The organism is Nocardioides sp. (genome assembly GCF_044226305.1).
GTDB lineage: Bacteria > Actinomycetota > Actinomycetes > Propionibacteriales > Nocardioidaceae > Nocardioides.
In genome coordinates this window covers 1-12,948 of the sequence record NZ_JBGAHF010000011.1, presented here as the reverse complement: position 1 = coordinate 12,948, position 12,948 = coordinate 1, and the positions used below count along the sequence as shown (strand labels likewise).

Below are 12,948 nucleotides of genomic sequence, written 5' to 3'. Positions count from 1 at the left end.
TACGTCAGTCTTCGCGCGACGACATCAGCCAGGTGATTGTATTCGAACAGTTGTTCGTGTATCGTCAGGTCATGTCCTCCGTCGACGATCTGGACCCGGCTGCGACGCTCGCAGCCGCCGAGTCGGCGCTGCGGACCCGGCGTGCCGCCGAGGTCGAGGACCTGCTGCTGGTCTGCCGGTGGGCCGACCTGCACGCTGCTGACCCGCGCCGGGGCGAGGGGCGGTGGCGGGGTGAGGACCGGCTGGTCGAGATCGGCGGGGACGGCACGCCGCTGGTCCAGGAGCTCAGCCTGCCCGAGCTAGCCATCGCCCGACAGGTCCACACCCTGGCCGTCCGCGCGACGATGGCCGACGCCCTCGACCTGCGCCACCGGCTGCCCCGGACCTGGGCCGTCGTCACGGCCGGCGGGTGCGAGCCCTGGCTGGCCCGCCGCGCCGCCTCCTTGTCCCGACGCCTGGACCGGTTCCAGGTCGGGTTGGTCGACGCGGCGCTTGCCGACGCCATCGCCGGGGAGTCACCCGCCCGCGTGCTGGAGTTGGTCCAGGCCAAGGTGATCGAGGCCGATCCCGGCGGCTACGCCGAGCGCCTCGAGGCCGAGCTCCGCAAGCGCTACGTCGGCCGCTCCCGCGTCGACGAGCAGGGACTGTGCCACGTCATCGCCCGGATCGAAGCCGGCCCGGCCCAGTTCATCGAGGACACCGTCAACCAGGTTGCCGAGCGCCTCGACCGCCGCCGCGACCTGGTCCCCCACCTGCCCACCGACGCCAGCCGCGACGAGCTGCGCGCCGAGGCCTTCGGTTGGCTCGCGCACCCCGAGAAGGTCGCCGACCTCCTCGCCCCCTCCGACCCTGACACGCCTGCACCGCGGCGGCGCGTCCGCCGGCGCTCCCGCACGGTCCTGCACATCCACCTCCACGAAGCCGCCCTGCATCGCTGGGGCGTGGCCCGGGTCGAGGAGATCGGCCCGCTGCTGCTCGACCAGGTCCGTCGACTCCTCGGCCACAGCCACGTCGAGCTCAAGCCCGTCATCGACCTCGCCGAGGTCGTCCGGGTCACCGCCTACGAGCACCCCGAAGCCGTCAAGGAACGCGCCCACCTCCGCACCATCGGCGAGACCTTCCCCCACGCCAGCCGCGTCAGCCGCCGCCTCGACATCGACCACCCGATCGAATACGACCCCACCGGACCCGACGGACAGACTGGCGACCACAACGCCGCCCCGCTCGGACGCACCCACCACCGGGCCAAGACCCACCTGCCCTACCTGCTCCGACAACTCGGGCCGGACGACTACGTCTGGCGCACCCCCCACGGGCTCTACCGACAGGTCGACGCCACCGGCACCCACTCCCTCGATCCGGACACCGCCGAGACACTCATCAACGGCGCCGACCTCCAACGCGCCCTCGACAACATCGAACGACATCTCGGCGTGTCCGCCTGACCAGGTTCTCGCCGACTTGTGCGTGCTGTCGTTCCCACGATGGAGGACACTTGCGGAAAGACGCACCGACCCGTCACTGAGTTGAAGAAGTGGTGGTGGGGACATCCACGCGGTCGGCGCTCTCACGCGTCGCTCGCTCCGTTGGTCGTGCGCGGCTGCCGCGTGGCGCGAACGAGGACTGCTGCGAAGGCGAGGAGCCAGGCGCACCAGAGGACGTAGCCGGCGAAGTTGGTGAGGCTGGCCGGCTCCACGAGCGGGATGATGACGCCGGTCGCGATCAGGCCGGCGGAGACATAGCCGGTCACGGCGAGCCAGGTCGGCAGGACGGTGCGGCGCAGGGCGATGACGACGAGCACCGTGAAGGCGGCGGTGAAGGCGTAGCCGAGGGTCTCGCCGATGGCCTGGCCGAGCACGGTGTGGAAGAGCTCGAATCGGTCCTCGGCGTCGGCGCGCTGGGCAGGGTCGAGGGCGTCGTCGGCGATGCCGGGGACGAGCGTGACCCAGCGCTGGAGGCCGACGACCTGGACGACGGCGGCTGCGATGCCGAGGCCGGCGATCCAACGGCCCAGGGTGCCGCCCGCGATGCGGCCGAGCCAGATGCCGGCGGGTGCCATCAGGGCGGAGCCGATGGCGAGGATCGCGAACCAGGTGGTGACGGTCGCCTGGTGCTCGCGGAAGAGCGCGAGGACGTCGGCGGTCGGCTCGTCGAGGATCTGGGGGTACTCGAAGACCGAGCCCAGCACGGTGAAGCCGGCGATCGCCAGCAGGGAAGCACCGCCGAGGGCGATGGCGGCGCGGCGGGCGTCGCGGCGTGACTCGGGGCTGAGGGTCGGGGTGGTGGTGGCGGTGGTGGTCATGGTGAGTTCCTTCCGGGTGGGTGTGGTGGTGGTTCAGCTCGCGTCGCGGCGGACGAGGAGCGTGGGGAGGACGGTGGTGAGCGCGGCGACGGTGACGGCGCCCGCGGAGCCGAAGACGGTGAACTGCTCGTCGACCTCGACGCCGATGGCGGTGGTGATGGTCCAGCCGAGCGCCCAGGCGCCGGCGAGGTACGCCGGCCACGCGATCGCGAGCCGCCCGAGGCGTCGGTGCAGCAGGCCGGCCTGAGCGGCGCCGACGAAGGCGCCGGAGACGATCCCCTGGACGGCCAGGGCAGCCATCGTGGTGTCGAAGCCGACCAGGCTGCTGCCGAGGGCAAGCCCGACGGCGAGGCCGAGAGCGGTCGTGGCGGACCAGGCCGCCGCAGTACGCCGGTCTGCCCGCATCGCCCATCCCTGCACTGTGCCGAGCACCGCGCCGGTGACGAGCCCACCGGCCGCGGCGGTTGCGACGCTGTCGACGGGACCGACGAGGACCATCGCGGCGAGCCCGCCGAGCGGGAAGCCGGTGAACGAGGCGAGCCAGCGCAGGGCGGTGCGGGTAGGGGTCGAGCTCATCAGGTGCTCCTCGGGGTGCGGGCGGCGATCCAGGCCGCCAGGAGGTGGTCGGGGTAGGTCGAGAGGTGGTCGCGGACCAGGGCATCGAAGACCTCGGTCCGGCCGTCCAGGTGGGCGGCGGCCAGCGCGACCAACTGGCGGTCGCGCGACGCGCTGGCGAGGTCGCCGGCGCGGTCGAGCGGGGTGCGGGTGCCGGTGATGACGGCGCCGGCGACGAGCAGGTCGATCGAGGTGCTGGTGGGTAGTGCGTCGACGACCTCCTGCCGGGCGGCGGGATCGCCACCGACCAGGCGGAGGACGAGAGGTGACTCGGTGGGGCCGTGGTTCATGGCACGACAGTGGCGAGCGGCGCTGACGGCACGCTGACGGCTGCCTGATGCGACTCGCGCCCCCTACAGTTCCTCCATGCTCGCCATCGCCCTCCTGGGCCCTGTCGAGGCAACCCGGGACGGGTCACCGGTGGGGCTCCCGGCTGGAAAGACGACGGAGCTGCTGGCGCGCCTGGCGATCGACCCCGGTGTCCCGGTCCGCGTCGATGTGCTGGTCGAGGACCTGTGGTCCGAGCCCACGGCGCGCAACACTCTGCAGTCCAAGGTCTCCCAGCTCCGCCGCGCGCTCGCTGACAAGGACGTCGTCCGCGGCACCGGCGACGCCTACGTCCTCGACGTGCCGCGCGACGCGGTCGACGCGGTCCGGGCGGTCGAGCTCGCCGCGACCGCCGACGAGGCCCGCGAGGCCGGCGACCACGCGGCGACCGTCGCGCACGCCCGCGCCGGGCTCGACCTGTACGCCGGCGAGGTGCTCGCCCTGGCCGGCCCCTGGGCCGCACCCCACCGCACCCGCCTCGAGGAGACCCGCTGGCGGCTGGTCGAGACGCTGATGGCGGCCCGCGTCGACCTGGGCTCCGGCGGCGAGCTGGTCGCCGAGCTCGAGCGGCTGGTCGAGGAGCAGCCGCTGCGCGAGCGGCTCTGGGTCGCGCTCGTCACGGCGCTCTACCGGGCCGGGCGGCAGGCGGACGCGCTCGCGGCGTACGGGCGGGTACGGCGTCACCTGGTCACCGAGCTCGGCATCGACCCGGGCCCCGAGCTGCGCGCAGTCGAGCGGCAGGTGCTCGAGCAGAGCGCCGACCTGGATGGTGGCCGACGCGCCGCGACCCTGGTGCGGCCGGGCAACGTCGGGTCGTTGACCACCCCGCTGGTCGGCCGGGCCGAGGATCTGGTGGCGCTCACCGACGCCGTGACGTCCCAGCGCCTCGTGACCCTGGTCGGGCCCGCCGGCGTCGGCAAGACCCGCCTTGCCAGCGAGGTGGCCGCCCACGCCGTCGCTCCCGGTGGAGCGTGGCTGGTCCGCTTCGACACGGTCGACGCGACCGCCGACCTGACCCTAGTCGTGGCCGAGACGCTGCACGTCTCCGGCGGGGCAGCCGCCCTGCGCGAACGGCTCTCGGGGGCCGAGACTCTGCTGCTCCTCGACAACTGCGAGCACGTGATCGACGCTGTCGCCGACCTCGTGCGCAGCCTGCTCGACGACGTCCCCGTCCTGCGTGTGCTCGCCACCAGCCAGACGCCCCTGGGCCTCGAGGACGAGGACGTGCACCCGCTCGCCCCGCTCTCGCAGCAGGACTCGGTCGAGCTCTTCTCCCAGCGTGCCCGCCGGATGCGCAAGGGGTTCATCGTCGACGACGACAACGAGGCCGTCGTCGAGGAGGTGTGCCAGGCGCTCGACGGCCTGCCGCTGGCGATCGAGCTCGCCGCTGCGCGGGTCCGGTCGCTCCCGGTCGAGGAGATCGCCCGGCGCCTCGACGACCGCTTCGCCCTCCTGCGCGACCCGGGCAGTCGGGTTCCCGAGCGCCGGCGCGCGCTCCAGGCCGCCCTCGACTGGAGCTACGAGCTGCTGTTCCCCGACGACCAGCGTGGACTCTGGGCGCTCTCCTGCTTCGCCGGCGGTGCCACGATCGACGCGCTCGAACGGGTCCTCACCGCGCTGTCGGTGCCGGCCGGCTCGGTGCTCGACGTCGTGACCCGCCTCGTCGACCGGTCGCTGGTCACCCTCGACACCGACGCCGAACCCGAGAGCCGCTATCGCCTCCTCGACAGTGTCAAGGCGCTCGCCGCTGCCAAGCTCGATGAGGCCGGGCTGGCTCCGGCCGCGGCCGCCGCCCACGCCGAGTGGTATGCCGACCGAGCCGACTGGTGCGAGGCGCACGTGCGCACCGCGGACCAGTCCGCCTGCCTTGCATTCGCGCGCGCCGAGCGCGCCGACGTCGACGCCGCCCTGGCCTGGACCCGCGAGCAAGCCCCCGAGCTCGGCCGGCGGATCGCGCTCGGCCTCGCCTGGGTCTGGGTGGTGCTCGGCGACGGTACCGCCGGCGCGACCCGCGTCCGGGGTGCCGTCGGACCGGACGCACCGGTGACCGACCGGATCCGCGCCGGGCTCATGGCCGGCTGGCTCGAGACCTCCACCGGCGACCTGGTGCTCGCGGACGCCGACCTCCACACCGCCGCGGACCTCGCCCTCCAGACCGGGGACCGGGCGATGCGGGCCGACGTCCACAACCACCGGGCCTTCCTCGCCATCCAGCAGGGCCGACCCGACCAGGTCCGCGCCTCCGCCGCCGACGCGCTGGCCCTGCTCCGCGAGACCCCGCCGCTCGGCTGGTCCGCATCGACCGCGCTCTTGCTGTCGGCGTACGGCGCCCTGATGATGGGCGACGCCCCGGCCGCCCGGGCCGCGGCGACCGAGGCCGTCGACCTGCTCGGCCCGAGTGGCGATGCGTGGGCGCAGGTCCACGCGCAAGGGATCCTCGGCGGGCTCGCCCAGGCCGAGGGACGGTACGCCGACGCCGCGGTCGGCTTCGAGGGCGCGGCCGACGCTGCCGTACGACTCGGCTTCCAGGGGCAGGCCGCGCTGCACCGCGTCTCACTGGCCCGGGTGCTGGCCCGCACCGGCGACCCGCGTGCCCGCGCCACCTTCGAGCAGGCCGCGACCGAGGCGGCCGCGGTCGCGGACGGTCGGCTCGGCGCCTCGGTCCGCTTCCACCGCGCCCAGCTGCTGCGCCTCGAGGGATCCGTCGACGACGCCCGCGTGCTCCTCGAGGAGAACGTCGGCTGGTACGCCGACTCCGGCGGTGGCGACCATGAGCGGGCCAGCCGGATCGAGCTGGCCTCCGTCGTCGGCGACGCCGACGCCCTCGCGGCCGAGCTGGCCGAGGCCCGGGAGTCCGGCGACACCGAGTCCGTGATCGCCGCACTCGACGGGCTCGCCCGGGTGGCTGCCGAGGCCGGTGACCGGACGACCGCCGGCGAGCGGCTGGCCGCTGCGGACGACGAGATGGCGCAGGCGGCGTACCTCATCGACCACACCGAGCGCTACGACGCCGTCGCAGCGCGGGCGCTGCTCGGCTGAGACCGCCCCGGCGTCAGCCTGCCGTCAGCACCGCGTCAGCGCCGCTGTCGATGCTCCTCCCACCGGGGAGCGAGGGAGCCTCCCCCTCCGAAAGTAGGCAGTCATGATGGAACGCGTCTCTCTGGCCCGGGTCACGGCCTGGTCCACCCGGCACCGAGCGGTCGTCGTGATCGCCTGGGTCGTCGGGCTCGTCGCCCTGACCGCGCTCGCGATGGGTCGCGGCGGCGAGTACAAGCAGGAGTTCCTCTCTCCGGGCACCGACTCGAAGGCCGCGGTCGACCTGCTCCAGGAGCGGTTCCCCACCCAGGCCGGCGACACCATCACCGTCGTCGTCCAGTCCGAGGATGGCGCCACCTCGGCCGAGGTCCGGCGCGTCGTCGCGCCCCTGATCGCGACCTACGCCGGTCTCCCGCACGTCGTCTCCGTCGCGTCACCCTGGGACGGCAGCGCTCCACTCCAGGTCTCCTCGGACGGAACCATCGGCTACGCGACGCTCCAGCTCGACGTCACCGGCGCCCGCTTCCCGGGCGAGGAGGGCGCGCGGATGATCGAGCTCGCCGAGCAGGCCCGCGACGCCGGCGTGACCGTCGAACTCGCCGGTCGCGGGATCGAGAACGCCGAGTCCGCCAGCTTCGGCGCCGAGGGACCCGGCCTGCTCGTCGCGGCGATCATCCTGTTCCTGGTCTTCGGTTCGCTGGTCGCCGCAGGACTGCCGCTGGCGACCGCGATCTTCGGCGTGGGTGTCGGCCTGACCGGCTCGATGCTGCTGGCCAACCTCGTCGACGTCCCCGAGTGGGCGACCTCGGTCGCCGCGATGATCGGCCTCGGGGTCGGCATCGACTACGCCCTGCTCATCGTCACCCGCTACCGCAGCGAGCTCGCAGACGGCGCCGACGTGCCGACCGCGATCCGCACCGCGATGACCACCGCCGGCCGCTCCGTGATGTTCGCCGGCGTCACGGTCGTGGTGTCGCTGGTCGGCATGTTGACCATGGCGCAGCCCTACATCCCCGGCGTCGTCGGCGCCTCGGTGCTGACCGTGCTCGCCGTGCTGCTCGCCGCGGTCACCCTGCTGCCGGCCCTGCTGAGCTTCACCGGCACCCGGATCGACCGGCTCGGGCTGCCCCGCCGCCGTACCGCGAGGCGCATCGACGGCCCTGGCTTCTGGTACCGCTGGAGCCGCACGGTGCAGCGCCACCCCGTCGCGGCGCTGGTCGCCGGCCTGCTGATGATCGGTGTCTTGATCCTGCCGGTGGCCGGGCTTCGCCTGGGCTACCCCGACTCGAGCAACGACCCGACCAGCCTCACCACCCGCCGCGCCTTCGACCTGATGAGCGAGGGCTTCGGGAAGGGCTTCAACGGGACGTTCGTGCTCGTCGCCGACGAGGGTGACGAGGAGGCCTTGGGTGAGCTGACCGGGCTGCAGAGGTCGCTCGCGGCCACTCCGGGCGTGGCCGCCGTGTCGTCGCCGCTGCCCAGCCCCGAGGGAGACGCGGCCGTGATCGCGCTGACGCCGTCGACCAGCCCCCAGGACGAGGCGACCGGCGACCTGCTGACCCGAATCCGTGAGCAGGTCGTGCCGCAGGCACTCGACGGGTCGTCGGTCCAGGTCGTGGTCGGTGGCATCACCGCCGCCAACGCCGACCAGACCCGGAGCATCGCCGACCGGTTGCCGCACTTCCTGCTGGCCGTGATCGCCCTGGCGTTCCTCTTCCTGCTCGCGGTCTTCCGCTCGCTGCCGATCGCGATCAAGGCCGCGGTGCTCAACCTGGTCTCGATCGTGGCGGCGTACGGCGTGGCTGCCTACGCCGCGCAGGGCGGCTGGTTCGGGCAGCTCTTCGGGATTACCACGCCGACGCCGATCCCGGCGTTCATCCCGATGATGATGTTCGCGATCCTCTTCGGTCTCTCGATGGACTACGAGGTCTTCCTGCTCTCGCGGATCCGGGAGATCTACCTGCGGACCAGGGACAGCAGCGGGGCCGTCGCCGACGGCCTCGCGAGCACCGCGAAGGTCATCAGCGCCGCCGCACTCATCATGACCGCCGTCTTCGGGGCGTTCATCTTCGACGACCAGTTCTTCTTGAAGATCATCGGCATCGGGATGGCGGCGGCCGTGATCATCGACGCCACCATCGTCCGGCTGCTGCTCGTCCCAGCCACCATGGAACTCCTGGGTGACCGCGCCTGGTGGATGCCGGCCTGGCTCGACCGGGCGGTGCCGCGGCTCGACGTCGAGGGCCGGACCCCTGAGGAGGACGAACTCATGAAGGTCTGATCGATTCGACCACATGATGGGCCAGGCCTGGTGGCCTGGCCCATTAACGCGCCCAGAGCGTGCTCCCGCCGTCCCGGGCCATCACAGCGGCGTGCGACAGGCGGCGGTATGGCGCGGGTTGGTGGTCAACCCATGAAGCAGGGTGGGGCAAAGAGCCGTTCACGTTGGCTCCGTGCTCCAGCCGAGGAGGCTGCGGCATCCCCATCACTTTCAGTGCGAGCGAAGCCATACTGGTCTCGTGAACGAAATGAAGCTGGCGACGTGGCGGTTTCCAATGGCGGTGTGGCTTCCCCCCGCAGCTGGGGCGGCCACCATGCTGGACGTCGATATGGCTAGTCACCCTGATCTCGTAGGGCACCTAGCCGATTGGCATCCGGTAAGTCACACGATCACAACGACCGACGATGGGCACGTCGTGATGACGGTCCTGCTCACCCGTGCCGTAACCGCGCCCGACAGCCCTTCTGGCTTGAGCTAGCAAGCGGCGGAAAGACTCTCAAGACTGGGTGCGGGTCAGTTTGAGCGGACGGTTGACCACTTCGGCGCGTGCGGGGCAGGTGCGTCGGTGCGCGTTGGTGGCCCCTAGTGGCAGACGACCATCGAGACGGGTCCGTTGGCCAAAGAGCGCCCCCGGAATGGCGGCGGTTCGATGGTCTGAAGAGGAACGTATAGGAGGAGCACGCTGGGCCGAGTTCGGCTGGAAGCGAACCGACGTAGGGCACGACGCCGTATCGTGCCGGCCGTGGCACTAGAGGTTCAAGATGTGTTCAAGGTGTCGGGCGTGCCCACGCACACGTTTGTACGACCGTCGGCCTTCAACCGGTTGAAGGTCGCGCTGAAGACCCCGGGACGCGGTGTGATCGTGGAGGGCCCGTCAGGGATCGGCAAGTCGACGGCCGTGACGAAGGTGCTGGAGGACCTCGGCCTCGACGACAAGATCACGATGCTGAGCGCACGGGACGTGGGCGACGTGGAGTACATCGCTCACCTGCCCGAGATGGGCGGCACTGGAACGGTAGTCATCGACGACTTTCACCGTCTGGAGGACAGCGTCAAGAGCGCGGTCGCCGATCTGCTCAAAGTCACGGCCGACCGTGAGGACCCGACCCGGAAGTTCGTGATCGTCGGCATTAACGAGGCCGGCCGCGCTCTCATCGAATCCTCGCCGGACGTTGCCAACCGCATCGAGGTCGTCCGGCTCGAGACCGAGCCGCCGGGCCAGATCGAAGCGCTTGTGAGGGCCGGCGAGGACGCGCTGAACATCGAGATCGAGGCGCGTCAGCACATCATTGAGAACGCTAGGGGCAGCTTCTACATCGCTCAGTTGCTGTGCTGGGACGCCTGCCTGGAGGCCGGCATCATCGAGCGGCCCGATGAGAAGACGCCGATACCAACGCCGTATGCCTCAATCCAACGACGGGTCGTGGGACGACAGAAGGAGCGCTTCGGTGATGCGGTGAAGGCCTTTGCCCGGGGGACGAAGTTCCGTCCGAGCGGCCGGGCTCCCTACCTGCACATCCTTCGTTGGCTCGCGGAGTCAGCCTCCTGGAGCATCCACATACCCGACGAGATGCGCATGCATCCGACGGAGAAGGCGAGTGTGGGGGTGGTTCGCGACCGTGGCTACCTCGCGAGTCTGTGCGACCAGCCTGACATCGCGAAGCTCCTCCACTTCGACCCCGATACCGACATCCTCTCGGTCGAGGACCCGATGCTCGTGTACTACCTGCGGTCCATCTCGTGGCCGGACTTCGTCCGCGAGGTCGGCTTCACCAAGGTCGACTACGACGAGCGGTACGACGTGGCACTGACCTTCGCCCGTGAGGATCGTGTATACGCCGAGCACCTGCGTGATGCATTGGAGGACCTGGGCCATGCGGTCTTCTACGACATGGCGGAGCAGCACCTGATCCTTGGACAGGACGTGGAGGGGTACCTCGGTCCCATCTACGCGTCGGGCTCACGCTATGTCGTCGCTGTGCTCGGACACATGTACGGCCTGAAACGATGGACGCTGTTCGAGGCCGATCAGTACAAGGACCGCCTCGACCGCGGAGAGGTACTCCCAATCTGGGCGAAGGGGATGGCCCCTGCCCCGTTCGACAAGATGCGTGCGCTCGGCGGCCTGGAGTTCGACACGGCAGGTGATCTCCTTGCGCAGGCGAAGGAGCACGCAGAGGTGATCTCTCGCAAGCTGGCGGAGCGGTAGGGCTCGAATTCGTCCATCCGCCGTCGGCTCAGCACCTGGAGCGGGCCTGGGGGCGCCCATTCTGGGCGGGGTGCCGTAGGCGATGCACAACGCAGAGAGCGCACCTGAGCTCCGCTCCGGGGCCGACCCAATCCATGGGGCGTGCGGTCCGCGCGCCAGACCGACGGCCATCCCGGGACACCACCACCGCACGAGCCCGGCCCCCACGAGTTGAGGGCCGGGCTCGGCGTGTGATTGTCCGTTGACCGATTCCTGGACATTCCTGACCGAGGTCAGGACATCGTTGGCACTTTCAGCGATGCCATTCCATGTCTGACGACATCAGCTGCAGCCGCTGGTGCTGCCGCAGCCCTCGCAGACGTAGCAGGAGCCGGCGGGGCGCATCTTGGTGCCGCAGGTGAAGCAGAGCGGGCTGTCGACCGCGTGGCCGGTGATCTGCTCGAGGAGCTCGGCACTGGTGTGGGCGGTCTTGGCGGGCTCGGCGGGGACCTCGCGCTGGTCGGAGCCGTGCGTGTCGTGGGTGACCACGGGCTCGGCGTGGGCGTCCTCGACGATCTCGACCACCGGGGCGTCGATCAGCTCGGCCGGGGAGCCGGTCTCCTCGACCGGCTCGTAGGAGCCGGTCTCGAGGTAGCGCTGGCGCTCCTCGGCGGAGTAGATGCCCAGGGCGGCGCGCTTCTCGTAGGACAGGTAGTCCAGCGCCAGGCGGCGGAAGATGTAGTCCATGATCGACTGCGACATCCGCACGTCGGGGTCGTCGGTGAGGCCGGCCGGCTCGAAGCGCAGGTTGGTGAACTTCGAGACGTAGGTCTCCAGCGGGACGCCGTACTGCAGGCCGATCGACACCGCGATCGAGAATGCGTCCATCACGCCGGCCAGGGTCGAGCCCTGCTTGCCGAGCTTGAGGAAGATCTCGCCCAGCTCGCCGTCGTCGTGGGCACCCGAGGTCATGTAGCCCTCGGCGCCACCGACGGTGAACGAGGTGGTCCGCGAGGTGCGCGACTTCGGCAGCCGCTTCCGGGTCGGGGCGTAGACGATCTTCTCGACGACCTTGGTGGCCTCCTCCGCCGCAGCGGTCAGTGCGTCGGCGGCGTCCGCCGCGTCCTTCTTCGCCTTGCCGCCGCCGTCGGCCAGCGGCTGGCCGACCTTGCAGTTGTCGCGGTAGATCGCGGTGGCCTTGAGGCCGAGCTTCCACGACTGGAGGTAGACCTCCTCGATCTCCTCGACGGTCGCCGTCTCCGGCAGGTTGACCGTCTTCGAGATCGCGCCGGAGAGGAACGGCTGGGCCGCCGCCATCATCCGGACGTGGCCCATCGGCTTGAGCGAGCGGGCGCCCATCGCGGTGTCGAAGATCTCGTAGTGCTCCGACTTCAGGCCGGGGGCGTCGACCACGTGGCCGTGCTCGGCGATGTAGGCGACGATCGCCTCGACCTGCTCGGGCTGGTAGCCCAGCTTGCGCAGCGCCCGCGGGATCGTCTGGTTGACGATCTGCATCGAGCCCCCGCCGACCAGCTTCTTGAACTTGACCAGCGAGAAGTCCGGCTCGATGCCGGTCGTGTCGCAGTCCATCATGAAGCCGATGGTGCCGGTCGGGGCGAGCACCGAGGCCTGCGCGTTGCGGAAGCCGTTGCTGGCGCCGAGCTCGATCACGTCGGCCCACGCCTGGGTGGCCAGCTGGTGCACCTGGCGGTCGGTGACGTGCAGGGTGCGGACCGTGTCGTTGGCGGCCTGGTGCTTGCGCATCACCCGCTGGTGGGCGGCGGCGTTGCGGGCGTAGCCGGCGTACGGGCCGACGACCGCGGCGAGCTCGGCCGAGCGCTTGTACGACGTGCCGGTCATCAGCGAGGTGATGGTGGCCGCCATCGACCGACCGCCGTCGGAGTCGTAGCCGAGCCCCATCGCCATCAGCAGCGCGCCGAGGTTGGCGTAGCCGATGCCGAGCTGGCGGTAGTCGACGGTGGTCTTGCCGATCGCCTCGGTCGGGAAGTCGGCGAAGCAGATCGAGATGTCCATCGCGGTGATGATCAGCTCGACGGCCTTCGCGAACAGCGGCCCGTCGAAGGTGTCGTCGTCCTTGAGGAACTTCAGCAGGTTCAGCGACGCCAGGTTGCACGAGGAGTTGTCGAGCGACATGTACTCCGAGCACGGGTTGGACGCGGTGATCCGGCCGGTCTCGGG

General features: G+C 70.9%; 8 protein-coding genes. 4 read left to right on the top strand and 4 right to left on the bottom strand.

Features of this window, described 5'->3' with window-relative positions:
• Nucleotides 1-71 precede the first annotated feature (71 nt).
• Nucleotides 72-1,445 carry a hypothetical protein gene (locus ACILQ5_RS12965; RefSeq protein ID WP_395658423.1) on the top strand — a complete coding sequence of 458 codons (1,374 nt, stop codon included), beginning with the start codon at nt 72-74 and terminating at the stop codon, nt 1,443-1,445.
• Between the two features lie 122 nt (nt 1,446-1,567).
• Here ACILQ5_RS12965 and ACILQ5_RS12960 read toward each other — a convergent pair whose 3' ends face one another.
• The 3 genes from ACILQ5_RS12960 to ACILQ5_RS12950 are packed head-to-tail and all read right to left on the bottom strand — an operon-like array spanning nt 1,568 to nt 3,207.
• Nucleotides 1,568-2,302 (bottom strand): DUF4386 family protein, encoded by a 735-nt coding sequence (locus tag ACILQ5_RS12960; protein ID WP_395658422.1) that lies wholly within the window; start codon nt 2,300-2,302, stop codon nt 1,568-1,570.
• Nucleotides 2,303-2,335: 33 nt separating this feature from the next.
• Entirely contained in the window at nt 2,336-2,878 is a 543-nt protein-coding gene (locus ACILQ5_RS12955; protein ID WP_395658421.1) for a hypothetical protein, read from the bottom strand.
• A complete protein-coding gene (locus ACILQ5_RS12950) occupies nt 2,878-3,207 on the bottom strand; it encodes a hypothetical protein (RefSeq protein WP_395658420.1) in 330 nt (109 codons plus the stop codon). The genes ACILQ5_RS12955 and ACILQ5_RS12950 overlap by 1 nt, the downstream gene beginning before the upstream one ends.
• Nucleotides 3,208-3,283: 76 nt before the next feature.
• On the opposite strand from ACILQ5_RS12950, the gene ACILQ5_RS12945 reads away from it, so the two are divergent.
• The 3 genes from ACILQ5_RS12945 (at nt 3,284) to ACILQ5_RS12935 (ending at nt 10,770) form a co-directional block, all read left to right on the top strand.
• Nucleotides 3,284-6,283, top strand: a complete 3,000-nt coding sequence (locus ACILQ5_RS12945) for a BTAD domain-containing putative transcriptional regulator (protein WP_395658419.1) — start codon at nt 3,284-3,286, stop codon at nt 6,281-6,283.
• A gap of 106 nt (nt 6,284-6,389) precedes the next feature.
• Entirely contained in the window at nt 6,390-8,561 is a 2,172-nt protein-coding gene (locus tag ACILQ5_RS12940; RefSeq protein WP_395658418.1) for an MMPL family transporter, read from the top strand.
• A 763-nt stretch (nt 8,562-9,324) separates the two neighbouring features.
• Nucleotides 9,325-10,770, top strand: a complete 1,446-nt coding sequence (locus ACILQ5_RS12935) for a TIR domain-containing protein (protein ID WP_395658417.1) — start codon at nt 9,325-9,327, stop codon at nt 10,768-10,770.
• Nucleotides 10,771-11,091: 321 nt separating this feature from the next.
• On the opposite strand, the gene ACILQ5_RS12930 is transcribed toward ACILQ5_RS12935, so the two are convergent.
• Nucleotides 11,092-12,948, bottom strand: a 1,857-nt coding sequence (locus ACILQ5_RS12930) for a vitamin B12-dependent ribonucleotide reductase (protein ID WP_395658416.1), incomplete at its 5' end; no start/stop codon positions are given.